The organism is Paenarthrobacter sp. UW852, from assembly GCF_024608385.1.
Classification (GTDB): Bacteria; Actinomycetota; Actinomycetes; order Actinomycetales; family Micrococcaceae; genus Arthrobacter.
Genome location: NZ_JAMSGY010000004.1, coordinates 1 through 25,341 on the forward strand (window position 1 = coordinate 1; position 25,341 = coordinate 25,341).

The 25,341-nt window shown below is 64.5% G+C and carries 22 protein-coding genes; 14 read left to right on the forward strand and 8 right to left on the reverse strand.

Features of this window, described 5'->3' with window-relative positions:
- The first annotated feature begins 23 nt into the window (after positions 1–23).
- The 4 genes from NEK97_RS08150 to NEK97_RS08165 all read left to right on the forward strand — a co-directional run bounded on the left by NEK97_RS08150 (position 24) and on the right by NEK97_RS08165 (position 5,405).
- Complete coding sequence (locus tag NEK97_RS08150) at positions 24–593, forward strand: GNAT family N-acetyltransferase (RefSeq protein WP_257369300.1); 570 nt, start codon at positions 24–26, stop codon at positions 591–593.
- A 215-nt stretch (positions 594–808) separates the two neighbouring features.
- Positions 809–1,096, forward strand: coding sequence for an HU family DNA-binding protein (locus NEK97_RS08155; RefSeq protein ID WP_011776355.1), 288 nt, complete (start codon positions 809–811; stop codon positions 1,094–1,096).
- A 125-nt stretch (positions 1,097–1,221) separates the two neighbouring features.
- Positions 1,222–3,432, forward strand: a complete 2,211-nt coding sequence (locus tag NEK97_RS08160) for a cytochrome c oxidase assembly protein (RefSeq protein WP_374111524.1) — start codon at positions 1,222–1,224, stop codon at positions 3,430–3,432.
- Positions 3,432–5,405: an NHL domain-containing thioredoxin family protein gene (locus NEK97_RS08165; RefSeq protein ID WP_257369301.1), complete on the forward strand. Its 1,974-nt coding sequence runs from the start codon at positions 3,432–3,434 to the stop codon at positions 5,403–5,405. Before NEK97_RS08160 ends, NEK97_RS08165 begins: the two co-directional genes overlap by 1 nt.
- Before the next feature lie 17 nt (positions 5,406–5,422).
- Here the strand turns inward: NEK97_RS08165 and NEK97_RS08170 are convergent, their stop codons facing one another.
- The 4 genes from NEK97_RS08170 to NEK97_RS08185 form a co-directional block, all read right to left on the reverse strand.
- The gene (locus NEK97_RS08170) at positions 5,423–6,403 is read right to left on the reverse strand and encodes a hypothetical protein (protein WP_257369715.1); all 981 of its coding nucleotides are present in this window, start codon (positions 6,401–6,403) and stop codon (positions 5,423–5,425) included.
- Between the two features lie 151 nt (positions 6,404–6,554).
- Positions 6,555–8,249, reverse strand: a complete 1,695-nt coding sequence (locus NEK97_RS08175) for a DUF853 domain-containing protein (RefSeq protein ID WP_257369302.1) — start codon at positions 8,247–8,249, stop codon at positions 6,555–6,557.
- A gap of 9 nt (positions 8,250–8,258) precedes the next feature.
- Positions 8,259–8,777, reverse strand: a complete 519-nt coding sequence (locus tag NEK97_RS08180) for a GNAT family N-acetyltransferase (protein WP_257369303.1) — start codon at positions 8,775–8,777, stop codon at positions 8,259–8,261.
- Between the two features lie 45 nt (positions 8,778–8,822).
- A complete protein-coding gene (locus NEK97_RS08185; protein WP_257369304.1) occupies positions 8,823–10,736 on the reverse strand; it encodes an FAD/NAD(P)-binding domain-containing protein in 1,914 nt (637 codons plus the stop codon).
- 288 nt (positions 10,737–11,024) lie between these two features.
- On the opposite strand from NEK97_RS08185, the gene NEK97_RS08190 reads away from it, so the two are divergent.
- From NEK97_RS08190 to NEK97_RS08225, 8 genes are read left to right on the forward strand one after another with little or no spacing between them, the layout of a single operon-like run.
- A complete protein-coding gene (locus tag NEK97_RS08190) occupies positions 11,025–11,990 on the forward strand; it encodes an amino acid ABC transporter permease (protein ID WP_257369305.1) in 966 nt (321 codons plus the stop codon).
- Positions 11,987–12,919 carry an amino acid ABC transporter ATP-binding protein gene (locus NEK97_RS08195; RefSeq protein WP_257369306.1) on the forward strand — a complete coding sequence of 311 codons (933 nt, stop codon included), beginning with the start codon at positions 11,987–11,989 and terminating at the stop codon, positions 12,917–12,919. The genes NEK97_RS08190 and NEK97_RS08195 overlap by 4 nt, the downstream gene beginning before the upstream one ends.
- A gap of 8 nt (positions 12,920–12,927) precedes the next feature.
- On the forward strand, positions 12,928–13,947 hold the full coding sequence (locus NEK97_RS08200) for an ABC transporter substrate-binding protein (protein ID WP_257369307.1): 1,020 nt from the start codon (positions 12,928–12,930) through the stop codon (positions 13,945–13,947).
- Positions 13,944–15,110: an LLM class flavin-dependent oxidoreductase gene (locus NEK97_RS08205; RefSeq protein ID WP_257369308.1), complete on the forward strand. Its 1,167-nt coding sequence runs from the start codon at positions 13,944–13,946 to the stop codon at positions 15,108–15,110. The genes NEK97_RS08200 and NEK97_RS08205 overlap by 4 nt, the downstream gene beginning before the upstream one ends.
- Positions 15,094–15,915 carry a DUF1684 domain-containing protein gene (locus NEK97_RS08210; protein ID WP_257369309.1) on the forward strand — a complete coding sequence of 274 codons (822 nt, stop codon included), beginning with the start codon at positions 15,094–15,096 and terminating at the stop codon, positions 15,913–15,915. Before NEK97_RS08205 ends, NEK97_RS08210 begins: the two co-directional genes overlap by 17 nt.
- Positions 15,912–16,973, forward strand: coding sequence for an LLM class flavin-dependent oxidoreductase (locus NEK97_RS08215; protein ID WP_257369310.1), 1,062 nt, complete (start codon positions 15,912–15,914; stop codon positions 16,971–16,973). Before NEK97_RS08210 ends, NEK97_RS08215 begins: the two co-directional genes overlap by 4 nt.
- Before the next feature lie 9 nt (positions 16,974–16,982).
- Positions 16,983–18,329, forward strand: a complete 1,347-nt coding sequence (locus tag NEK97_RS08220; RefSeq protein WP_257369311.1) for an NtaA/DmoA family FMN-dependent monooxygenase — start codon at positions 16,983–16,985, stop codon at positions 18,327–18,329.
- Positions 18,326–18,487: a hypothetical protein gene (locus tag NEK97_RS08225; RefSeq protein ID WP_257369312.1), complete on the forward strand. Its 162-nt coding sequence runs from the start codon at positions 18,326–18,328 to the stop codon at positions 18,485–18,487. Before NEK97_RS08220 ends, NEK97_RS08225 begins: the two co-directional genes overlap by 4 nt.
- On the opposite strand, the gene NEK97_RS08230 is transcribed toward NEK97_RS08225, so the two are convergent.
- Positions 18,484–19,680, reverse strand: coding sequence for a VCBS repeat-containing protein (locus NEK97_RS08230; RefSeq protein WP_257369313.1), 1,197 nt, complete (start codon positions 19,678–19,680; stop codon positions 18,484–18,486). The genes NEK97_RS08225 and NEK97_RS08230 overlap by 4 nt on opposite strands.
- Before the next feature lie 72 nt (positions 19,681–19,752).
- The gene (locus tag NEK97_RS08235) at positions 19,753–20,193 is read right to left on the reverse strand and encodes a GNAT family N-acetyltransferase (protein ID WP_257369314.1); all 441 of its coding nucleotides are present in this window, start codon (positions 20,191–20,193) and stop codon (positions 19,753–19,755) included.
- 85 nt (positions 20,194–20,278) lie between these two features.
- On the opposite strand from NEK97_RS08235, the gene NEK97_RS08240 reads away from it, so the two are divergent.
- Complete coding sequence (locus tag NEK97_RS08240; protein WP_257369315.1) at positions 20,279–21,208, forward strand: threonine/serine dehydratase; 930 nt, start codon at positions 20,279–20,281, stop codon at positions 21,206–21,208.
- Positions 21,209–21,292: 84 nt separating this feature from the next.
- Here the strand turns inward: NEK97_RS08240 and NEK97_RS08245 are convergent, their stop codons facing one another.
- Positions 21,293–22,285, reverse strand: coding sequence for an ABC transporter substrate-binding protein (locus NEK97_RS08245; RefSeq protein ID WP_257369316.1), 993 nt, complete (start codon positions 22,283–22,285; stop codon positions 21,293–21,295).
- 281 nt (positions 22,286–22,566) lie between these two features.
- Here NEK97_RS08245 and NEK97_RS08250 point away from each other — a divergent pair, with 281 nt between their 5' ends.
- Positions 22,567–23,556 (forward strand): LLM class flavin-dependent oxidoreductase, encoded by a 990-nt coding sequence (locus NEK97_RS08250; RefSeq protein ID WP_257369317.1) that lies wholly within the window; start codon positions 22,567–22,569, stop codon positions 23,554–23,556.
- 21 nt (positions 23,557–23,577) lie between these two features.
- Here NEK97_RS08250 and NEK97_RS08255 read toward each other — a convergent pair whose 3' ends face one another.
- Positions 23,578–25,248, reverse strand: coding sequence for a PucR family transcriptional regulator (locus NEK97_RS08255; protein WP_257369318.1), 1,671 nt, complete (start codon positions 25,246–25,248; stop codon positions 23,578–23,580).
- Positions 25,249–25,341 lie beyond the last annotated feature (93 nt).

Sequence of the window (25,341 nt, forward strand, 5' to 3'; positions counted from 1 at the left end):
AACAGCTCAGGTACTGTCATGGGATGAATCTCACCCGGAACATCCCCTTTGACTCCGCCGACACCGCGGACGGACGCGGGCCATTGACCTTGCGCCCGTTGGAGTTCCAGGATGCCGGCCCCTTGGCGGCGGCCTACACACGGAACCGGGAGCACCTGGCCCCCTGGGACCCGCAACGGAGCGAGGAGTTCTTTAGCGCTGCTGGACAGGCCAAGGACGTGGAAGCCAAACTAAACCTGTTCGCTGCCGGCAGCGAGGTGCCCTGGGTTATTACCGCGGGCCAGCGGGTCATCGGCCGAATCACGCTCTCCGGCCTCGTCCGCGGACCGTTTCTCAGCGCGAACATGGGGTATTGGATTGACCAGGAGTTCACGGGCAGAGGCCTGGCATCTGCCTCCGTGGGTCATGTCCTGACCATGGCTGCGGATGAGTTGGGACTCCATCGCGTGCAAGCCGCGACCCTGGTCCACAACCTGGCCTCGCAGGCGGTACTCAAGCGCTCCGGGTTCGAGCGGATCGGGATGGCGCCAGAGTATCTTCAGATCGCCGGTACGTGGCAGGATCACGTCCTCTTCCAACGCATCCTGTTCTGACAGGACCGGACGACGGCTCCCTGCCGACGGCGAAGGGTACGCCAAGGGCGTAAAGCGGTCCCAAAAACCCCTAAATTGCGGTGATTTTGGTCAAAAAGGCGCGGAAACACGCGGAATTTGCTGGCCATGGCTGCCCAAGCTGGTAAGTTTTCGAACAGTGGCTTGCTCGCATTCCGCTTGAAAGCTCAAAAACGTATGAGTCCAGGAGGACGTAAATGGCTAAGAACCGTAGTGAACTCGTTGCAGAGGTAGCAGGCAAGGCTGGCACCAGCCAGGCAGCAGTCAACTCCGTGCTCGATGCACTGTTCGAGGTTTTCGAGACTTCTGTCGCCGCTGGCGAAAAGATCACCATCCCGGGCTGGCTCGCAGTTGAGCGCACCGACCGTGCAGCTCGCACCGGCCGCAACCCGCAGACCGGCGAAACCATCCAGATCGCAGCCGGCCACAGCGTCAAGCTGACCGCTGGCTCCAAGCTGAAGGCAGCTGTCGCCAAGAAGAAGTAATTACTCTTCGGCGAACGCCTTGAAGGGACGGCAACCTGATGGTTGCCGTCCCTTTTGCTGTTAGTTAATGCACATAGCGCCCCTTACGATTCGCAGCCCGGGAGCGGGTAGCGGACAATGGATAGGTGCCGTCAGCAAGAAGCTCCGCAACTGCCCCTTCGCCCGTTCCCAAGCCGGGAACGCGTGGAGGTGACTCCGTCGCGGGAATTTCCATTCCATGGCAGCTGGCCGGCTTGGCGGTCTTGTTCCTGGTTCTGGCCGGGGCACTGATCTTCTCCGGAGCTGCCGCAGCCCGGCAGGTCTCCGATCCCGGCGCTCTGGTCCGATGGGGTCTTCCCATTGCAAAAGCCGTACACAACATTTCTGTGGCCACCGTCGTGGGTGGGCTGATCTTCGCCGTCGGCATCCTGCCCAAGAACCTCGGCGGCTCCCGGTCACGGGAGAAGGACCTGGACGCTCCGGAGCATCCGGCGTTTACCCGGGCCCTTGGAGTTGCTGCGGCCGCCGGTGCCGCCTGGACGTTGTCGGCCGTAGCGGTTCTCGTTCTGACGTACGCGGATGTCGCTGGCCAGGGACTCTCCGGTGACGCCGAGTTCACTCGGGCGTTGGTGTATTTCATGACCGATATCGACACCGGTAAGGCGTGGCTCGCGGTCACCATTATCGCCGCAGTGGTCACCACGGCACTCTTCGGCGTCAGGTCGTTGACGGGCCTGGCTTTCACTCTTCTTTTGGCCCTTATTGGTCTCGTTCCTACTGCCCTCATTGGGCACTCTTCAAGCTCCAGCGACCATGAAGGTGCCATCAACTCCCTGGGCCTTCACTTGGTGGGGGTCTCAACATGGGTGGGTGGCATCATCATGCTCGCCGTCCTGTCAGGACTCCTCACGGGTTCACGAAGCCAAGGGCGCCCGGACATCACGGAGCAAACCCTCCGGCGCTTCTCCGCCCTGGCAGGCTTCGCGTTCGTTCTTGTGTTCGCCTCGGGTGTCATCAACGCAGCCATCCGGGTCACCAACCCGGCGGACCTTTTCGGTTCGCCTTACGGTCAGCTGATCGTCGCCAAGGCGCTGGCCACCCTGGTCTTGGGCGGCATTGGTTTCATGCACCGTCAGTGGGTCATCCCCCAGCTCGGCAAGGGCGGTTCGATGTCCGCGCGCCGCGTGCTGTGGCAGTTGGTGCTGGTTGAACTGCTCGTGATGGGTGCGACGTCGGGCCTCGCCGTTGCGCTTGGGCGCTCGGCACCACCGCAGCCCACCACCTACGCGCCGGACGCGTCGCCGTCGTTCATCCTCTCCGGATACGAGCTGCCTCCCGAACTGACGCCCGAGCGGTGGCTCACTGAGTGGCGTTTCGACTGGCTGTGGGTAGGTGTAGCGCTCTTTGGCGCAGTCACGTACGTCATGGGCGTCGTGAAGGTCCGCAAGCGTGGAGACAAGTGGTCCTGGTTCCGGGCTGCGAACTGGACGATCGGCCTGGTGGTACTCACGTACATCACGTCAGGTCCGCCCGCTGTCTACGGCAGGGTGCTGTTCTCCGCGCACATGGTGGACCACATGGCCCTCACCATGGTTGCGCCGATCTTCCTGGTCCTCGGGGCGCCGGTAACCCTCGCCTTGCGCGCCCTCCCGGCCAGGGGCGAAGGAGCCCAGGGCTCCCGGGGACTGCGCGAGTGGTTGCTGTTGTTTGTCCACTCCAGGTTCTCGCAGATCGTTACCCACCCGCTGTTCGCCGCAGCGAACTTCGCAGGGTCGATCGTTTTGTTCTATTACTCGGATCTCTTCGGCCTGGCGATGCGCGAGCACGTTGGCCACGAGCTGATGAATGTCCACTTCCTGCTAACGGGCTACATTTTTGTGCTCAGCATGATCGGCAGCGATCCCCTGCCACGCCGTGCCCCTTATCCAATGCGCCTGCTTCTGCTGCTGGCCACGATGGGCTTCCATGCCTTCTTCGGCGTGGCCATCATGGGTGGTACGGGCCTGCTCGCCGCGGACTACTTCGGAAACCTCGGCCGTGCGTGGGGCCCGTCGGCCTTGGGAGACCAACAACTGGGTGGAGCCGTGGCCTGGGGCATCGGCGAGATACCCACGCTGCTGGTGGCGATCGGGGTGGCTGTCATGTGGTCCCGTTCCGATGAGCGCGAGACCCGCAGGGTGGACCGGGCGGCCGACAGGAATAACGACGCCGATCTCAGTGCTTACAACGATATGTTTGCCCGCCTGGCTGATCGTGACGCCAAGATGGCGGGCCGGAGCACGCAACCTGCCCGGACGGACCCCACCACGGACCCCGCCGGGCAGACTGAACCACAAACCAAGCTGGAAGGACGCTGATGAGCGAAACCGTACGCACCCAACTCCGGGTCCGGGCCTCCGAACTGGAGGGCCGCGGCTGGCTCAACACGGGCGGCAAGTCACTGGATCTCGAATCCCTGCGGGGAAAGATCGTGCTGCTCGACTTCTGGACGTTCTGCTGCATCAATTGCCTGCACGTCCTGGATGAGCTCCGCCCGCTCGAGGAAAAGTACTCGGACGTCCTGGTGACGGTAGGCGTGCACTCGCCCAAGTTCGAACATGAGGCCGATCCGGTGGCCCTGGCATCAGCCGTTGAACGCTACGAAATCCACCACCCGGTCCTTGACGACCCTGAGCTTGCCACCTGGAAGGCCTACACGGCCCGCGCGTGGCCAACGCTCGTCGTGGTCGATCCGGAGGGCTACATTGTTGCCCACCTGTCGGGCGAGGGCCACGCAGGCGGCCTTGCCGTGCTCCTGGAGGAGCTCGTAGCCGAGCACGAAGCCAAGGGAACCCTCCACCGCGGCAACGGTCCGTACGTGGCTCCAGAGCCGACGTCGGGCACGTTGCGCTTCCCCGGGAAGGCCACCCAACTGGCCAATGGCAACTACCTCGTGGTGGACTCCGGTCACCACCGGCTGGTGGAGCTCCGCCCGGACCTTGAGACCGTGGAGCGCGTTATTGGCTCGGGGACCAAAGGCTACTTGGACGGACAAGCTGAGATCGTTCAGTTCAACGAGCCGCAGGGCGTAGCTTTGCTCCCGTCTGAGCTCGCATGGAAGCTCGGATACGACGCCGTGGTGGCCGATACGGTCAACCACCGGCTGCGCGGAGTGACGCTCAGTTCCGGCTATGTGCAAACCGTTGCGGGCAACGGAGTGCAGCGCCTGCTGGACGCCGGTCCCGCCCGGGTCACCGACTCGGGTGCGGGTACGTGGTCCGAACACCACGACGACGGTCCGGCCGACTTTGCGGCGGACTCCGTGGACGTCGGAGCACTGGGACTTGGCACTGAAGTTTCCCTGTCCTCGCCCTGGGATGTGGTCTGGAGCCAGAAGCTGCAGAAGGTCGTCATTGCGATGGCCGGAACCCACCAGATTTTCGCTTTCGACCCCCTGACCAACGAGGTTTCGATCCTTGCCGGTTCCGGGCTTGAAGGCCTGTTGGACGGCAAAGCCGAGGAAGCCTGGTTCGCCCAGTCGTCCGGCCTTGCGATCGACGCGGACGACAACATCTGGGTTGCCGATTCTGAGACGTCCTCCCTGCGCCGCCTGGTTCTCAGCGACTCCGGCGTGACCGTCGAGACCGCCGTAGGCAAGGGCCTGTTCGACTTCGGGTTCCGCGACGGTGACTTCGCGGAGGCCCGTCTCCAGCACCCCTTGGGCGTCACGGTCCTCCCTGACGGTTCAGTGGCCATTGCCGATACGTACAACGGCGCCGTTCGACGGTACGACCCCGTCGCCAAGTCCGTCTCCACGTTGGCGAGGGGCCTCGCCGAGCCGAGCGACGTCGTCGTGGTTCAGGTGGAAGGCAGCGAGCCGCTGCTTGTCGTGGTGGAGTCGAACAAGCACCAGCTGGTCCTGGTTCCCATCCCGAAGGAAGCCCAGCAGGTGGACGAGGGCGCGTCGCAAACGCACCGCCCCAAGAGCCCTGTCACGCCGGGAAACCTTGAGCTTGCCGTGCGGTTCAAGGCCCCCACAGGCCAGAAGCTTGATGATCGCTGGGGTGACCCGACGCAGTTGAAGATCTCCTCCACACCCCCTGAGCTGCTGGTTTCAGGTGGAGGGACGTCGGTGGGCTTGCTCCGTACCCTTGAACTGTCGGCCGACGTTCCCGAGGGCATCCTGCACATCACGGCACGTGCTGCCGCGTGTGATGGACCCGAGACCGAAGACGGCGAAATCCCGGACCACGCTGCATGCCACCTCTATCAGCAGGATTGGGGCATTCCCGTGGTCCTGCAGGCCGATGGCGAGTCCGAGTTGGTGCTGGACCTCCGCGGCATGGACTAAGAACCCGCGGGCAGGCCTCAGAACGTCAGCATGGGCGTCACCGTCACGGTGTCGCCGCTGACGTCCAACTGGGTGGTGAAGCTGAAGTCGTGCTCAACGCTGAGGTCTTTGCCTGCGCCCGTGAAGAGGTCGATTTCGCGGGCGGTCAGCGTGGCCTTGCCATTCAAAGGCGCTACGACCCACTTGCCGCCAAAGGGCTCAATGGTGACCTTGGGGTATTCCGTGATGGCCCATTTGATGGTTCCGTCCACTACCCGGGCATTGCTGACGTGGTAGAAGGGGCAGTCCGGCTGGAGGCGTTGCTGTTCCGTCGCCTGGACCGCGCACGTGTCCAGGAACTCCTTGACTTTGCCCGCGACGGCGTCATTCATGGCCTTCGTGGACCTCGTCAAGAGGTTCAGGGGGGCTGTTCCGCCGTCGCGCGTAGAAACGAGCGCCGACGCAGGAGGAGCCTCGAAATAGGTGCCGTTCAGGCTTGCTTCGTATTTGCCGGGGAAAAAGACGGCGAAGGTGTTGTGGCCGTTGGGCATGTTGACGGGGACACCGTTGAGCGTCGCTTCGCTGGCATTGACTACCGTGACGTCAATGGTGGGCAAGGTGGTGGGCACGAAGGCCCATTTGGTGAAGAACAGCCACTGGGTTCCGGTGCGCTCCATCAGGAATTCGGTGTGGAGGCGGTTGCCGTCCAGGGTGTATTCCACGGGCACGGCCATCCGGTTGCTGCCACGGGATTCGGGGTTCCCCACCTTGACGTCTGACATCTTGGAGGCGGCGGTTTGTAACGCGGTTCCGTCGAGCATTGCGGCGTTGGCGCTGGGAACTTTGGCCCTTAGCAGCCCCAGTGCTTGTGCGCCGTCACCCTTTTGCAGGGCTTGGAGGTATTCCTTGACGGGCTGTTGGGGACTGGCCACCGAGGAGCTCACCAGGTTGATGCATACTATGGCTCCGGCGGCAGCAAGCATCAGACCGAGCAGCCACCCGGCTGCGGTCCTGACCATCGCTTGACTCAACTGCACGCCCTTTACGTTACCTGCCGCAGCCGAAATCACTGTGCACGAAGGCGTCGGAGCGACTTATGTCCACCGTGTGGAGAAGGCACGACGGCGGGCGGCAGCGATGCATGCCGCCGCCCGGGGCCGCTGGACAGGGCTAGCGACGCCGACGCGACGAGGTGCCGAAGACTCCGCGCATGAGGTCGCGGCCGAGCTGGGTGCCCATGGAGCGGACCATGCTCTTGAGGCCACCGCCTAATGCGCCTCCCAAGGCGCCGGCTATGTCGCCGAACATCCCGTCCTGTGGGGCGGGCGCGGGAGCCGGGGCAGGGGCGGGCGGGGCCGGGTAGGACTCAGGGGTGGAAGCCCGCGAGCTTGGACGGCCCAGGATTTCCTCCTCGATACGGCGGGCTTCGGCGTCGATGTCTGCCTGCGATGCTCCCGTAGCGGATGAGGGAACAGGAGGCAGGCCCGGTGCGGGGTCGCCTGTGGGGGCAGCGACCTGGCCGTTCAGCTTCTCGTACGCGGAGACGTTGTCCACCGCAGTGCCGTATTTGACCAGCAACGAGGACGCAGCCACGGTGCTCCGGATGAGCTCGTCAGTACTGGGTCCCATGACGGATTCCGGCGCCCGGAGCCGGGTCAGGGCAACCGGAGTGGGAGCGCCTTTTTCGTTCATGACGGTGATGACGGCTTCGCCGATGCCAGCTGAGGTGAGTGTCTTTTCCAGGTCGTAGTCGCTGACCGGGAACGTGGACACCGTCGCTTTGAGCGCCTTGGCGTCCTCCGGGGTGAAGGCCCGCAAGGCATGCTGCACCCTGTTGGCGAGTTGGCCCAGGATGTCGGCGGGAACGTCCTTGGGTGTTTGGGTGACAAAGAAGATGCCCACGCCCTTGGAACGGATGAGCCGGACCGTGGTGGTGATGGCTTCAAGGAAGGCCTTGGAAGCGTCGTTGAAGAGCAGGTGGGCCTCGTCCAGGAAGAAGACCAGCTTGGGCTTGTCCAGGTCGCCGGCTTCGGGCAGGTCTTCGAAGAGGTCGGCCAGGAGCCACATCAGGAAGGTTGAAAACAGCAGGGGCTTCGTCTGCAGCGTCGGGAGTTCCAGGCAGCTGACCACTCCGCGGCCGTCCGGTGCTGTGCGGAGCAACTCGGCGGTATCGAACTCCGGTTCGCCGAAGAATTTCTCCATGCCCTGTGCTTCCAATCCCACCAGTTCGCGCAGGATCACGCCGGCCGTGGCTTTGGAGAGGCCGCCCAGGTTTTCGAGCTCCGCTTTGCCCTCGTCGGAGGTGAGGAACTGGATGACGGCACGGAGGTCCTTGAGGTCGATCAGTTCAAGGTTTTTCTGGTCGGCGAAGTGGAAGATCAGCTGGAGGCTGGACTCCTGGGTGTCGTTGAGGTCCATGATGCGCGAGAGCAGGATGGGCCCGAAAGAGGTAATGGTGGCGCGGACCGGGATGCCGTTGCCGTCGCCACCGAGCGACAGGAACTCAACGGGGAAGTTCTTCGCGGACCAGTCCTGGCCCAGCGCAGAGGTACGGGCTGTCAGTTTCTCGCTCCCGGTTGCGGGCGTCGCCAGCCCGGACAGGTCGCCTTTGATGTCGGCGAGGAAAACCGGGACACCCGCCGTCGAAAGCTGTTCGGCGATCATGTGCAGCGTGACTGTCTTGCCGGTACCGGTGGCGCCGGCCACCAGACCGTGCCGGTTCATCATGGCCAGCGGGAGGCGGACCTGCGCCTCCTTGTGGACTTCGCCGTCCACGATCGCTGCACCAAGCTCAATGGTGGCACCTTCCAGGGTGTAGCCCTGCTGGATGGTGGCTAGTTTTTCGGCAGTGCTTTTGTTGGCCATGCGCATAGCTTAGCGGGGCGCGGCAAGATCCTTGCTGAAAGCCAAATGCTTGATTTCTTCGGGGTCTGCGGCGAGGTCGAACAGCGCCGTATACCCTGTGGCCAGGTACAGGTTTTTGGCCTCCGGCTGCCGGGGACCCGTGGTCAGGTAGAGCTTGGAGTAGCCGCGGCGCAGGGCCTCGGCTTCGAGCTCAAGGAGCACCCGTCGTGCCAGGCCGCGACGGCGATGCGCTGAGTGCGTCCAAATCCTCTTGAGTTCGGCGGTGTCCTGGTCATAACGGCGGAAGGCGCCGCCGGCCACTGATTCGCCATTCTCCTGGAGGATGATGAGCGCACCGTGCGGAGCCGCGAACTCTTCGGCAGGGTAACGGTTGAGTTCCTCGGCCGCGCCCTCACTGCTGAACAGATTCCCGTAGCGCGTCTCATATTCGACGGCGAGCTCGTCCAGGAGCGGGCGGACGCGAGGATCGTCCATGGGCAGGCTCAGGACGGTGATGTCCGACGTCGAGAGGGTCGGCGAAGTGGTCATGTCATGCCTTTCGTGAACGGATACCAACCAGGTCACAGCTGCGAACTAGTTGGGTTGGAGCGCGGGGACGGCGGCAACCGCGGACAGGATCCTCCGCGCCAGGGCGTCATTTTCCCGGAACGGAGCTGCGTTGGTGTTGGGACGGGCAAAGGCGCCCGCGCCCCAACCGGAAGTCCATGGTCCCACCGCAAACAAGCCCTTCTGTGGAATACCAACAGGGGACAATACTTCGTGATTCCCGGAAACCAGGAGTTTCCCCGTTGAGTGGGTTCCTTCGGAGGTGAGCAGCCGCTGTTCGGTTCCCCATCCGGCGTCGTGCAGGTGCAGCAGGGCAGGGTTGGCGGACCGTTCCACCGACGCCGAGGGCAACCGCGCCTCGATATATGCGGACGAGTCAACCACCACGGGGGACTGGAAGGAGCCCGCGACGAACCGGCCGAGGGATTCATCAGCGCGAACCCACATGCCCGGGCCCATGAATTTCAGGAGCCCGGCCCTGTGCAGCGCAAGCATTTCGCGGAGGCGGTGGGAAGGGGGCCCGGAGTCAACGAAGCTGAAGAAGCCGTGCCACCAGCCGTGGATAGCCTGCTGCGAGCGGGCGTTGAGCCGCTCCTGCGGGACAAGCCGGCCCAGATCCATGTAGACAAACAACAACGCGGTGAACAGTGCGAGGGTTTCGGAGTGGTCGCTGCTGGTGCGGAGGTTGAGGTCGTTCTGGATGTACGCGGCCACCGAACGCTGCACGGCGTCATGGTCGGCGAAAGCGCAGCCGCTCAACGGGTGGTCGAGCTTCTCCAGATCCAGCCGGAGGGCCGGATCCGGCACGGATACGGCCACCAGCTCTTCCCGTGCCGAGCTGTACCACTGGACGGCGTCAAAGTGCGCTTCGAAGCTCTCCCACGTCCCCAGCACACGTGATGGGTAGCCGGTGAACAGTTCCCGGTAGTAGGCGTAGCCGGCATCCTTCGCGATCAGGGGCCACAGTTGGGTGCGGAAATCGAGCTCCTGATGCTCGGCCAACAACGACTGGACAGCCTCTGCAGTGAAATACCGGGGGCGGGCAATCGGCTCGCCGCGCAGCTCCGAGGAGATCTTGGAGTGATACGGCACCCCGCGCCGCGACCCTGCCCAGACCCGGGGTTCGGCGCCGGATGGCACGTAGTCGAGTTCGCCGTCGGGCCTTTCCTCGAACCTTCCGCCGCGACCTTCGAACAACAACACCAGCAGGTCAACGAACGCGAGCCCCATTCCGGAGACAATCACGTCCTGGCCTGCTTCCACGGCGGAGTAGTCCACATCAGTGGTGTACGACGGCGGCGCATGGAACCCGCCGTGGGTGGCAGCGAAATCGCTGAGGCGGGCGGACTCGGGATCCAGCAAGGAGTCGGTGTGGCCGAGCGCGTAGACCACGACGTCGGCGACCACCACAGCGCCGGAAGCCAGCTTCACGTGGTGGGAACCGTCGTCGGAAGCGCGTTCGACGGCGGTTGCCGTGTCCTGATGGACCGTGACTGTCACATCTGTGCCGAGCGAAGAGACAGCCCGACGGAAGAACCACTCAAGGTACTTGCTCTGGAGTTGCCTGGTGGGAAAGGACGACGGCGTCAGCGAGCGGAGCTGTGCAAGCAGGTGCGGTTCCAGCGCGGGAACGTCGCGGATGGTGCCATCCAGCACTCCCGCGGCCCAGGTTGCGAGGCCCGGCCCATCGACGGAGGGTCCATCGCACGCCACCGACGCGTCAGTGAACATGGTGACGTCCGCTGCCGTTGAGTTGAGCAGGAGGCCGGGGTCCTGGTCGTAGCGCCAGATCCTGCCCGAGCCCGGCTGATGCGGCTCGATGACGTGGATGTCCAGGGGGCCGTCGAACAACGCGGGGCGGTTGGCTGCCAGCCGTTCCAGGACGCCGGCCGTGCGCGGACCGCCGCCAATGAAGGCGAGGGCGGGAACTCGTGACGGCATGGGATCTCCTGGCAAACAGTGGTTGGTGCAGTCCAATCTAGGGACCTCGGAGCGCGCCGGTCGAGGAGCGGGTAACGGCCGTTCACCACGCGTAACGCCGCGTTAAGGCACGCAAAATCCCGACGCATATGGCGCTTGATGACGGTGATTGTGACGCCGCGCGAAGCCTTGCGAAGCCCCGCGAAGTCCAGTGAAGAAGTGCAAATTCCCGCCTTGCTGGCGGCTTCGGCGCGCCCATAGATTGGCAGCCATCCACTAGACAACAACCGATCTGAAATGAGGTGGCGCATGAGTGCAATAGCACCGCCTGCCACGGCGGACACCGCACCGCCCACCCCGGACTACTCCGAATACAAACTGGTCCCGGCCCGCCACCCCTGGCGTTGGGTGGGTACCGTGCTGGTTGCCGCCGGCGTTGCGGCCATCGCCTGGTCGCTGGTGACCAACCCCCGTTGGGAGTGGGGCGTGGTGGCCCAATGGTTCACCGCGCAGTCCGTTGTCAACGGTTTGGTGGAGACCCTCAAGCTCACGGCCATCTCCGGTGTCCTGGGCTTTGTGCTCGGGTTCATCCTTGCCCTCATGCGCTTGTCTGCCTCGCCGTTGCTGGTTTCAGTGTCCTGGACGTTCTCCTGGATCTTCCGCTCCACACCGCTGCTGGTCCAGCTCCTCCTTTGGTACAACCTGGGCTACCTGTACGAGAAGATCAGCCTGGGCATCCCCTTCACGGACGTGCGGTTCTTCGAGGCCCAGACCACCACGCTCATCAGCCAGTTCGCTGCTGCCGTGCTCGGCCTCACCCTGAACCAGGCGGCCTACTCTGCGGAGATCATCCGCGGCGGCATTCTCTCCGTGGACCAGGGCCAGCTGGAGGCAGCATCGGCATTGGGCATCCCTGCCTGGAAGCGTTCTACCCGGATCGTGCTGCCGCAGGCCATGCGCGCCATCCTGCCCAATGCCTTCAACGAAATCATCGGCCTGGTCAAGGGCACATCGATCGTCTACGTCCTGGCCTACTCCGAACTTTTCTATACCGTCCAGGTCATCTACAACCGGACCCAGCAGGTGCTCCCGCTGCTCCTGGTTGCCACCCTCTGGTACGTGGTGATCACCTCCGTGCTGAGCGTCTTCCAGTACTACATTGAGCGCCACTTCTCCAAGGGCGCCCTCCGGACGCTGCCGCTCACGCCGCTGCAGAAGGCCCGGAAGTTTTTCGCCACCCACGTTGCCTCTTCCCCCACGAAGGACGCCCGATGAGCATCATCGCCGCACGCAAGCAGAAAACGACGGCGGCACAGGCTGCCGCTGAAACCGCAGCCGGGGAGGCGGCCGGGGCAGCCGGCGAAACCACGGGCTCTACCGGGTCAGCCCAGGCCGCCAACGACTCAGCCCAGTCCAAGGCCGGCACCCGCGGCCAGGTCGATATCGCCAATGTCCGGAAGTCCTTCGGCGCCACCGAGGTCCTCAAGGGAGTTTCCCTCACCGTGCAGCCTGGTGGCGTGGCTGTGATCGTCGGACCGTCCGGGTCCGGCAAATCCACGCTTCTGCGGACCATCAACCACCTCGAAAAAGTCGACGGCGGATACATCACCATCGACGGCGAACTGGTGGGCTACGAGGTGCGCGGCAACAAGCTCCACGAACTGCGCGAGAAGGACATCCTCAAGCAGCGCACCAACATTGGCATGGTGTTCCAGAGCTTCAACCTGTTCCCGCACCTCACAGCCCTGGAGAACGTCGTTGAGGCGCCGATCGTGGCGCAGAAACGCTCCAAGGCCGAGGCCCGGAAACGCGGGCTGGAACTCCTGGACCGGGTGGGCCTGAAGGACCGTGCCGACGCCTACCCCCGGCAGCTCTCCGGTGGCCAGCAGCAGCGCGTCGCCATTGCCCGTGCGCTGGCTTTGGACCCCAAAATCCTGCTGTTCGACGAGCCCACCTCCGCACTGGACCCTGAGCTGGTCAATGAGGTCCTGGACGTCATCCGGGAACTGGCCAAGTCCGGGACCACGCTGATCATCGTGACCCATGAGATGGGCTTTGCCCGGGACGTGGCAGACACCGTGGTCTTCATGGACGACGGGTTGATCATCGAATCCGGTTCACCTCAGGAGATCTTCGCCAACCCGCGCGAGGAACGCACCCGGAGCTTCTTCTCCAAAGTCATCGAGCCAGCTTTCAACATCTAGGACACCCCATGCTTCGCACTACCTCCGCCGTCGCCGCGCATGAAACCACGCTGCGCCCCACCAAACGCAGCCTTCTGGCACTCGCTGTACTTCCCGCCGTCGTGCTTCCCGTGCTGGCCGGTTGCTCCGATCCCGGAGCGTCGGCAGCCAAGCCGGAATCGGCGGCCGCCAAGAACGGCATTGTGTACAACACCTCTGCTGACCAGAACCGGATCCGCGATGAGAAGGACGCCGCAGCGTCCGCCAAGGTACCTGCCGCCATCGCCAAGGACGGCAAGCTGACCGTGGCCACCACGGCGGGCTCCATCCCGCTGTCCTTCCACGCCACGGATGACAAGACCCCCATCGGCGTGGAGGTGGACATCGCCCAGCTCGTGGCCGACAAGCTCGGCCTGGAACTGGACCTCCAGGTGACCTCGTGGGAGAACTGGCCACTGAAGACGCAGTCAGGCGACTTCGAGGCTGTGTTCTCCAACGTGGGCATCAACGCCGCCCGCGTGAAGTTGTTCGACTTCTCCACGTACCGCGCCGCCTACATGGGGTTTGAAGCGAAGAAGAGCTCCAGCTACGACATCAAGGGCTCGGACGACATTTCCGGCCTGAAGGTCTCCGTAGGGTCCGGCACCAACCAGGAGAAGATCCTGCTGGCGTGGAACAAGGAACTCGAAGCCAAGGGCAAAGCACCGGCCACGCTGCAGTACTACTCCTCCGACGCGGACACCATCCTGGCGCTGTCCTCCGGCCGCACGGACCTGAACCTCGCTCCCTACCCGTCAGTGACGTACCGTGAAAACACCCGCGACGACCTCAAAGTGGTGGGCAAAGTCAATGCCGGCTGGCCCGCTGAAACCCTGGTCGCCGCCACCACGCTCAAGGGCAACGGACTGGCCCCGGCCATCACGGACGCATTGAACTCCACCATCAAGGACGGCTCCTATGCCAAGGTCCTGGAACGCTGGGGCCTCTCCGAGGAAGCCGTGACGGAATCGAAGACCGTCACAGAAGCGACGTTTGGTACCGGCAAATGAAGTTCCAGGTCCTGGACATCATCCCGCACCTGAAGAATCCGGTGACGGGGGAGATCGTCTCCACTGCTGATCGGCTCAACCAGGTAGTGGAGACGGCCCGCCGCGCAGAGGAGCTCGGCTTCGACAGCTTCTCCGTGGGGGAACGCCACGCCGGCGAGTTCGTCTCGTCATCCCCGACGACGGTCCTCGCCGCGATCGCCGCCGTCACCAGCCGCATCCGCCTCCAGACCGGGGTCACAGTGCTCTCCGTGCTGGATCCCGTGCGGGTGGCCGAGGACTACGCCACGATCGACCAGCTGAGCCGTGGACGCCTGGAACTGGTGATTGGCAAGGGCAACGAGGTGCTGCAGTACCCGCTATTCGGCCTAAACCTGGACGACCAATGGGACCTGCTCGCCGAAAAGTATGCGCTGCTGCGCACGTTATGGCGCAAGGAAAGTGTCACTTGGTCCGGCCGCTTCAGGCCCGCACTCACCGAACCAACGACGACGACGCCACGCCCCTTTGCGGGGTCGCCCCGGATTTGGCACGGCTCGGCTACAACCCTGACATCAGCTGCGCTCGCCGCCAAGTGGGGCGATCCACTGTTTACGGCCAACGCCATCCAGCCGCGGGAAAACTACAAGGTCCTGATCGACCACTACCGGGAAGAGTACGAGCGCCACGGCCATGATCCACGGCACCAATACCTTGGCTCGGGCAGCGGCGCAGGTGGAGTGTTCATCGCGGACACCACCCAGGAAGCCATCCGGCAGTACGGTCCCGTGTATGAGGGCCTGACCGCCGGGCGCAACGTTCCAGGGAACAACTCGCCTTTCCGGGATATCCAGCACGCAGTCGCCGAGGGCCCGGCATTGGTGGGCAGCCCGGAGCAGGTGATCGACAAGATCCTCAGCTACCACTCCTTGTACAGCCACGATCTCCAGTCAATTTCCTTGCCAACCACCCTGCCTTTCGAACAGCAGCTCGAGATCCTGGAACGCTTTGCCTCTGAGGTCGTCCCGGCCGTCCGGGCTGCGGCCCCCACCACGCTGTGGGAAGCAGGGGATCCTTTTGGTGGCCGCCCGGAGTTCGCCGGGGCCACCGAACCGGATGCCGCAGCAGCAGTCACCTCCGACCACGCATTGAACAGGAGCGACACCGCAAATGTCTACGCACACTGAAACTGCCCGTGAAACCTTTGAACAGGACTGGCAGGACTGGCACGACGCCCACGAACGACACCGCGCCCACCCGCACGGGTTCCTTGCCGTCACCCACCTGCACTGGCTCAGCAGCGAGGCGACCCGGCTGGAAGGTGCGCCTGGCATCTGGAGTGCGGAGGACGACGTCGTAAGTGTCGTCCTGGAACCGGGCGAAAGCCTGGAGCAGGACGGTGTCGCGCTCAGTGGCCGCATCGCCTTGGGACCCATCGCCGAACGCGGCGGGATCAACCTGGTCTCCGGCGATACCGTGATCGAGGTAGCCAAGCGTAGTGGCGAGTACATCGTGCGACCGCGGAATCCCGAAAACCAACTGCTGAAGCAGTATCAGGGGACGCCCGCCTACTCGCCCAACGCTGCCTTCGCGGTGTCCGGTACCTTCGTGCCGTTCGAAACACCGCGCGCAACCACGGTGGGTGCCGCCGTCGAAGGTATCCAGCACGTGTACGAAGCCCCGGGTGAGATCCGCTTCAAGCTGGCCGGTGAGGAGCTGGCACTGACTGCGTTCAACGGCCACGCGCCGGGATCGCTGTCCGTGCTGTTCACCGATCAGACCTCCGGTAAGACCACGTATGCCGCCAACCGCTCGCTGTCCGTGGTTCCCGCCGCTGATGGCTCCGTGCAGCTCGACTTCAACCGCGCAGTGAACCTGCCGTGCGCCTACACCGACCTTGCGACCTGCCCGCTGCCGCCCGCCGAAAACCGGCTTCCGGTGGCCATCGAAGCCGGCGAAAAGATCCCCTACGAACGTCAGGACCAGAAGTGAGCAGCAACAACAACCAAGCAGGTTTCCTGGCCATTGAACTGGACGGGGCGGGCTACGCAAACCTGGCCGGTGCCGTGCTCGCCGCAGAATCGGCCGGGTTCCACGTGGCAACATTCAAGGACGCACCGGCGGCCGGCCGCGTCAACGCACTCCAGCGCGCAGCTTTCGCCGGGCCCATCACCCGCACCATCGCCGTCGTGCCGGAAGTGGACACCGTCTACACGGAGCCGTTCCACATCTCCACCCAGCTCGCCAGCCTGGACTACGTCTCCGGTGGCCGTGCCGGGTGGATCGCTACCGCCGCGGAATCGCCCGAGTCAGCTGCCGCCGTCGGACGCACCTCCGTTGAAGGTGCAGCCTTGGCGCAGGAAGCCGCCGCCTCCATCGAAGTCGGCCGCCGCTTGTGGGATTCCTGGGAGGACGACGCCGTGATCCGCGACGTCGCCACCGGGCGCTACATCGACGTCGACAAGCTGCACTACGTCGACTTTGAAACTCCCGCGGACTTTGCCGGGACACCATATTCGGTGAAGGGTCCGTCCATCATCCCGAGGCCGCTGCAAGGACAGCTGCCTGTGCTCGCCGCCGCGTCGTTGGTGGGGGAGGGCCTGGTGCCGGCGGATGTCGTCGACGCAGTGCTCGTCTCAGCGCCAACCGCGGAGCTGCTGGCTGCCGAGATCCGGGACGTGCGGGCCCGGCTTGGTGCCGCTGTTGCGGTGGTTGCGGAGCTCGACGTCGTCCTGGACTCGCGCGGGCAGGACGCCGGCGCGCGTTTGGTGGCCTCCACTGACAGCGGACGGGCGCGGTTTGCCGGCTCCGCGGCCGGGCTGACCGAACTTCTGGACTCGCTCCTGCGGGAGGCCGACGGCGTTCGCGTCCACCCCGCCGAGGTGGACGTGGACCTGGAGGAACTGTCACGTCTGGTCCTCCCGGAACTCAGGCGCCGTGGTTCGCTGCGGGCGCCCATCCAGGACGGGTCGTTCCGCGACGTGTTGGGGCTGGGGCCGGCGGAGAACCGCTATTCGACATCTGCCGCGGCTACCGCCGCCGGAAAGTAGGGGACCACCATGACACGAGACATTTTCCAGCCCAGCGGCCAGATCCAATTCGGCATCTTCTTCCAAGGCGTTAACTCCGGCACCATCTGGAAAGCGGAGGAATCGGGCTCACAGACGGATTTCGAATCCTTCCGCCACATCGTCCAGACCGCCGAACGCGGAAAATTCGCGGCGTTCTTCCTCGGCGAAGGCCTGCGGTTGCGCGAGCACCTGGGGCGTCCGCACGCGTTGGACGTGGTGGGCAGGCCCGATGCACAGACCATGCTCGCAGCGCTCGCCGCCGTGACCCGGAACATCGGCCTCGTTGCCACCCAAAACACCACGTACAACGATCCCGCCGACCTGGCTCACCGCTTGTCGTCGCTGGACCTGATCTCCGGGGGCCGGGCCGCGTGGAACGTGGTGACCACGGACAACGCCTGGACCGGGGCCAACTTCCGCCGGGGTGGGTACTTGGACCATGCCGACCGCTATAAGCACGCGGAAGCCTTTGTGGAAACGGCCAAGCGGATCTGGGACTCGTGGGAGACACCCACCGGTCCCGCCCGTCACGTCAGGCACGAGGGCCAGCACTACACCGTGGACGTCACACCGCGATTGCCGCGCAGCGCCCAGTACAGGCCGGTGCTCTTCCAAGCGGGCGACTCTCCCGAAGGCCGCGATTTCGCTGCCCGCCAAGCCGACGTGATCTTCTCGGCACACCCCAAGTTCGATGATGCCGTGGAGTTCCGTCGCGACATCGTGAGCCGCTCCGTCGCTGCCGGACGGGGTGCCAACGCCGTGCAGATCATGCCTGCCAGCGAGTTCATCCTCGCCGCGACCGATCAGGAAGCGCAGGAGAAAAAGGCCTGGGTCCGCAGCCTGCAGATCGGTCCGCAACAGGCCATCGCGTACCTGGAACAGTTCTGGGGGCGCGAGCTCTCCTCCTACGATCCTGACGGTCCCCTCCCGGAGATCGATCCCGTGGTGGAGGAAACGTCAGAGACCCGCGGCAGCGGTTTCCACGGCGCCAAGGCTCGGCAACTCGCCGATCAGTGGAGGGCCGAGGCCAAGGACAAGGGCCTGTCCATCCGCGGTTTCGTTACGTCCAAGACGGCGCGCATCGACTCAACGTTCACAGGTTCGTACTCAGCAGTGGCAGACCACCTTGCCGAGTACGCACGGGTGGGTGCCGTGGACGGGTTCAACATCTCGCCGTGGCTCATCCCCACAGGCCTGGACGACATCGTGAACCACCTGGTGCCCGAGCTGCAGGAACGCGGCGTGTACCCGACGGAATACCGCGGGACCACACTCCGGGAAAACCTGGGGCTTGAGACGCCGGTGCGGTCCGAAGAGTCGGTACGGGTCTCGTGAAAACGGGCCTCTTGCTGCAGCTTTGCCGTCGCTGGTTCGGTTTCTCGCCGGACCAGCACGGCGCAGCGCCCGACGGCGGCGAAGCGGCTGCCGCCGTCGTCGACCCTTCGCGTGGGACCATCAGCCTGCAGTTGACGGTGCTGGGGCAGCCGCTCTAAAGCAGCTCCTTGAAGACGTTCCAGCCTCGGCCGATGGGCCCATACGGGCCGTACAACGCTCCGGTTGACGCGCCTGTGGTGTAGCCGAGAAGGTTGCCGTCGGCGTCAACGGCAGAGATCTCGTTGTATTTGGAGTGGCCGGAACTGCCGAGCCCGGCCAGGATGGTGAACGACTCCCATCCGACGCCGACCTGTGCAGGCTGCTCCCAGCCGCCTTCGCCGTCGGTGGGATACTGGTACAACTGGCCATACTGATCGCGGCCGAAGATATCCACCGCACCGTCGGCGTTCATATCACCGCCTGTGATGATCTTGTTCATGATCTGCCAACCCCACCCCACCTGCTCGGGCGCAAGCCAGCCACCTTCGCCGTCGCCAGGGTAAAGGAAGAGGCCGCCGGCGGTGTCGCGGGCCAGCACATCGTTGGTGCCATCGCCGTTGAAGTCACCCGGTCCCACGATGGTATTGAAGACGCCCCAGCCTTGGCCCACCTGGCGGCGGGCCAGCCAACCGCCCTCGCCATCGCCGGGGTACAGGAAGAGCTTGCCAGCGGCGTCCCGGCCCAGGAGATCGTTGAAGCCGTCGCCGTCGAAGTCGCCCGGGGAGAACACGATGTCAAAGACGTTCCAACCCTGCCCCACCTGCTGGGGTTCGTCCCAGGAACCCCTGTACGCAGGGCAGGGGCCTTCACACATGCCCTTGTAATACGTGTAGCTCCGTGGGTAAAGGATGAGCCTGCCGTCGGTGGTCCGGGCCAGGGGCTCGAAGTTGCCGCGCCCCGTCCATCCCATCGCCCGGCTGGAGGCTTTGACGGGCAGGGTTTCCGCGCTCAATTGCGTGCCTGTGGGACAACCGGCCTGGCCTGGGGTAAGCGGGTGCACCCGCAGCGATATCCGCCCGTCCCTGTCCTCCGGGAGGATTTTCAGGACGTCGCCCTGACGCTCCTGGGGAAGGGGAACACCGTCCCGCAACCATTCAAGCGTGATCCCGTCGCCGGAACCGTCAGGGTTTCGGCAACCGCTGTAGCTGTAGTCGTATTGGCGGCGCATTTCGGCGCCCACGTAAGGAACGCCGTCGATGGACGGTGTTGGCTGGGACGCCGCTTCAGCAGGGCCCGTACCCAACAGCGCCGCCGCCAATCCCAAGACCGCGGCCGAGGCAAACCTGACTGTGCGCGCTCGAATAATCCCCATTGTTTCCCCCCGGAAGCCGGCATCGATGGTGCGTAGGTTTGTGCTGAGGCTACCGCACCGGGGGTGCTTCAGTCAGGGGGTTGCGGTAGAGACCATGAAAACGTCGATGGGATCCTCGGACTCCAGCACGAAGCCATGGCGTTCATAGAGTCGCCGCGCAGGGCTGCCCTGCAGGACGTCCAGCCGGAACGGTCGGTGGTCCGCCGAACCTTCCATGACGTGACGGAGCACGGAACCGCCCAGTCCTTTGCCCTGATGGGCCGGAGCCACGTAGAAGTGTTCGATCCACAGCGCATCCGCTTCCGGTCGGACCGCGATCACCCCGGCATCCACCCCATCGGAATGGATCACCGAAGTATGTTCCGGCTGGAATCCCTTCAGGAAACGCTCGCGGACCCGCACCGGATCGAATCTTCCAAGGCGCTCCAGGTCCGGGCGCATCACCACCGCACGAAGCTCGGCGATCCACGCCGCGTCGGAGGCTACGCAGGGACGAAGAATGAAATCAGCCATGCGAACCAGCCTATGCGCTCGCTGCAAGTGACAGCGCCGTCACCTTGGCGACCTTAGGATGAAACGGACGAAAGGTGCCTCCCACATGGTCACACGCGAAGAAGTCGAAGCCGCATATTCCCGGACGTCAGGCTGGGTCCGCCACACACCTGTGGCCGAAAGCGGGAGCGCCGAGCCTTACCACCTGTGGTTCAAATGCGAATACATGCAACACACAGGCTCCTTCAAGGCCCGCGGTGCGTTCAACCGGCTGCTGACGGCGAAGGAAAACGGCGAACTGGATCCGGACGTCGGGATCGTGGTTGCCTCAGGAGGTAACGCCGGGCTGGCCAACGCCTACGCCGCAGCCAAGCTGGGCGTGCCAGCAACGGTGTTCGTCCCCGAATCCGCGCCGGCCAACAAGGTACACAAGCTTTATGCCATCGGCGCCACCGTGGTCCAGGGTGGCGCGGAGTACGCGGAAGCCTACGCGGCGGCCGTTCGTTTTGCGGAAGAGAAGGGCGCCGTCTATTGCCACGCCTACGATCAGCCCGAGATTGTGGCCGGCGCCGGCGGTGTGGGGCTTGAGCTGCTGGACGAACTGCCCGACGTCGACACCATCCTGGTCGCTGTGGGCGGCGGTGGGTTGATAGGCGGGATCGCCGCCGCCACCGAGGGCAGGGCACGCGTTGTGGGTGTAGAACCGGAGACGGTCCCCACCCTGCACACAGCGCTCGCACAAGGCCAACCCGTGGACGTGCCGGTTTCTGGAATCGCCGCTGATTCCTTGGGCGCCCGGCGCATCGGGGAGATCGGCTTCGGGGTTGCCCGGCGGACCGGCGTGCACAGCGTGCTTGTCAGTGACGAGGACATCATCCAGGCCCGGCGCAGCCTGTGGGAGAACCACAGGATCGTCGTGGAGCACGGTGCCGCCGCGGCTTACGCGGCGCTGCTCTCCGGAGCATATAAACCGCACGACGGCGAAACGGTGGCGGTCATTCTCTGCGGCGCCAACACTGATCCCGCGCACTTCTGACAGAGCCACAGCGCAAGAATCCCCGCCGGTTGGTGTCCGGCGGGGATTCGGCGTCGGCAGGTCTGCCCTACCACAGCTGGCGTCCTACTTCTTGGGCAGACCCGCCGGGTTCAGTTCGGATGCCGGGATAGCCTCGGATGACAGCCCCCAACGGTCCAGGATCTTGCCGTAATCGCCGTCCTTGATGAGGGTGTTCAGCGCAGCCTGGGCCGCGACCGCCAAGCCGTTGCCCTTCTGGGTGGTGAACGCGATCTCGGCCTTCAACGGCCAGCCGCCTTCCAAGGTGCCTACTTGCTTGGTCTTTCCGTCCTTGGCTGCCTTGTATGCTGCCGAAGCATTGGGGCCAAACGTCAGGTCCGCGCGGCCGGACTGAAGGGCGAGCTGGGAGGCGGAGTCGTCGTCGTAATACTGGAAGGCGACCGGCTGCAGGCCGTTCTTCTTGTTCTCCTCGTCCCAACGCACCAGGATGGCCTCCTGGTTGGTGCCCGAGCCGACGATGATGCGCTTCCCGGCAACGTCCTTGGCTTCCTTGATCTCGCCGATGTCCGAGTCGCTCTTGGCGTAGAAGCCCAGGAGGTCGTTGCGGTACGTGGCGAAGTCGAACTTTTCCTTGCGGGCCTCAGTGACGGTGACGTTGGAGAGAACGGCCTCATACTTGCCGGATTCAACGCCCAACGGCCAGTCCGCCCACGCCACCGGAAGGACTTCGACCTGAAGGCCCAGGGTCTCACCCACGGCGTATGCGATATCCACCTCGCTGCCGATGAGCGTCTTGTTGTCCGTGGCGAACGTGCTCAGGGGCGGGGTGCCTCCCGTGGTCACCACCGTCAACTTGCCATCGGCCTTGATGGCATCGGGGACCAGGGCGGCGGCAGCCGAGTCGACGGCGACTTTGATGCGGTCCTGCTGCGGCGTCAGGTTGAACTCTTTGGTCGTGGAGCCGGACGAAGCGTTCGACGACGGGGCAGTTGCGTTGGTGGCCGCCGTCGCGCCCGGGTCCGAGCAGGCCGCGAGCCCTAACAGGGCGGTAGCGGCCAGCGCCGCAGTGACGCCGGTCTTGACTGCAAAACGTGCCATGGTTACTCCTCGTGTTCCCTCATTGGGAGGTCTGATGCGTGCTGTTGGCTGCAACTATCCGGTAGCTGCGAGAGCCGGGTCAAAGCGCTCTGAAACGCAGGGATACAGGCGTTCATGGCGCTTAATCGGGCGTCGAACGGGGTCACAAAACAGGCCAAGCAAGGCGGAAAAAAGGGGCGCGACGCAACTCACAGAAATAAGGCGGCCATTGTGGTGGTTGTCGCTAGAGTGCCGGCAATCAACCGTGCCGGCACCGCGAAACGTACCGAAAGGCTTTTCTTGTGACTGTTCCTCTTTCCATCCTCGACCTGGCGACCATCGGGAAGGGCCAGACGGTGGCGGAAAGCCTCGCGGGCAGTGTTGCCATGGCGCAGAAAGCCGAAGAACTCGGCTACCGCCGTGTTTGGTACGCCGAGCACCACAACATGTCGGCCATTGCTTCCTCCGCTACGAGCGTGTTGATCGCACACATCGCAGCGCACACCAACACCATCCGCCTCGGTGCCGGAGGCGTCATGCTGCCGAACCACTCGCCGCTGACCATAGCCGAGCAGTTCGGTACGCTGGAGACCCTCCACCCGGGCCGGATCGACCTCGGGCTCGGACGCGCCCCCGGCAGCGACCAGAACACCATGCGTGCCCTCCGCCGGGACCACACGTCCTCGGACAGGTTCCCGCAGGACGTCCTGGAACTGCAGGGCTACCTGACAGGACCCACCCGGATCCAAGGCGTGGAAGCCACCCCGGGCAAGGGCACCAACGTTCCCCTGTACATCCTTGGATCATCCCTTTTTGGTGCGCAGCTGGCGGCCCAGCTCGGCCTGCCCTACGCGTTCGCGTCGCACTTTGCGCCTGCCGCGTTGCAGGACGCCGTGGCCATTTACCGGCGCGAGTTCAAGCCGTCGGAGCAGTTGTCCGAGCCGCATGTGATCGCGGGGGTTAACGTCACTGCCGCCGACAGCAATGCCGAAGCCCAGGCGATACACCTTGCCGTGAAGCGTGCCCGAGTTTCACTGTTCTTTGGCGGCGGCCGTGAGTTCACGGACGACGAAGCGGATATGGTCCTCGACTCCCCGCAGGGACAGCACATTGCCCAAATGATGAAGTTCTCCGCCGTGGGCACCCCTGATGTGGTGCACGACTACCTTGACGAGTTCGCGGCGTTCGCCGATGCCGATGAACTGATCGTGGCGCACCAGAGCATCGGTACCGAGGAACGCCTTCGCTCGGTTGAACTGGTGGCCGAGGTTGCAGGGCTCATTCCCGCCTAGGCTTTCAGGGCTGTTGGCCGGTTACTGTCCCCGGGTCAGGTAGGCCAGGAGTGCTACGTGCAGTGAGGTGCGCGATTCGGGGTCGTCTAGGTCTACAGCCAACAGTTCCTCCAGCTTGGCGAGCCGGGCATAAAGGGTAGGCCGGCTCAGGTAGCCGCTGCGCGCCATGGCGGCTTTGTTGCCGCCGGATCCGAGGTAAAGCCCCAACAGCTCCAGGTATTCGCCCTTGCCCTCGGCGTCAGCCCGGAGGACTGCGGACAACTCCGATTCCACGAATTGCTGGACGCGGGGATCCTTGCGCAACAGGGCCAGCAGCCCGCGAAGGCGCACGTCCGTGGCGCGATAGTAGGGCTTGCCTGTTTCCCGCAGCGTGGCAGCACTTTCAGCTATATGGGCGGCTTCGTCAATGCCCGCAGCGGCTTCCAGCAGCGTGGCTTTCATGCGGCCCACTCCGATGATCCAGGCCGGGGGGACTGCGGGCGTCTGGCTGATGCCGGAGCTGGCCTCAACCCCGGGCCCCGCAGCGGCTTCGGCCAGTATCCGCAGCGTGGTCTCCTCTTGCTGCCGGGCCGGAAGGGCAAGGATCATTCCCACCGAACCTGACTGGATGCTTGCCGCCAAGGCTGTTCCGGCGGTGGACTTCAACGCCTTGGCCAGCCGCTCCAGAAGTTCGCGTTCGTCCTGCTGCCCAGCGAGGGGGTCGGCGGGCAGCACAGGTGAACCCCATGCCGGAAAGGCCGTCCGGAAAACGAGCGGCACATAGTAGGCGGAGCGTTTTAACCCCAATGAACCCGCCCGTGCCAGGGCCTCCGCCTCACTGAGGCCACGGGGTTGGCGCAGGGAGTTCAGGAGTCCGGCCTGGGCGTGATGGCTAAGCTCGCGCTGGTCGCGGTCCGCCAGTCGGTTGATCGCCAGGGTCTGGGCGGCCCGCTCAAGAACCATGACGGCCATGTCCTCATCGGCGTCCAGGGCGGCCGGAGGCATTGGCACCACCAGCCTGCCCCATACTTGTTGCCTCACTCCCACCGCTGCCTGCAGCCACAGCTCCGGCCCGGACCGGCCGGTGAGCAACGGAAACGGCGTGGTCCTGGAGCGTCGCTCCCAATCGTCCAGAAGGTCGGTGGTGGTCACGTGCCGGCCCGCATAGGCGAGCACCAGATGCGAGAGGTCCTCCAACAGGACGGGGGCACCGATCATCGTGGCCGCCTGCTCCACGACGCGTTGGGTGTCTGCGCTTTCCAAGCTCAGCACAGTGAATGCCTCATGGACGTCCCGGGCCCGTTCCACGCGCTCAAGTTGGTCCGCGACGATCATCCTGTGGACGATCTCCGTGACCTGGACGAACCGGACCCGGCGTTCAACGATGACCACGGGAATCGAGGCCGTACGGGCTGCTTCCTCCAGGGCTTTCCGGCTGCGTTGCCGCTGGCCGACGAGTTCCACGATCAGGCCGGCCGCTCCGGCGGCCTCCAGGGAGTCAATGAACGACGCCGATGCTTCCGGTGATTTTTCCAGCTCCAGTCCGGTGGTGAGCACCAGCTCCCCGCCCGACAGCAGCCCGCCGACGTCGAGTATTTCACTGACGTGCACCCAGCGTACCGGTGCGTCCAAACCGGCCGGGCTGCCGAGCACAAGGGGGTCCGCGGCGCGCAGCACGGGGAGTTCGAGGACGGCACCGACGGTAGGAAGCATTTACACAGTGTAAGGGTGCAGTCCAATAGCCTTACAGACGTCTCCTTATATAAGCGGTGGTGCGCGGCAAGACTTGTCCCAGGCCACCTACCA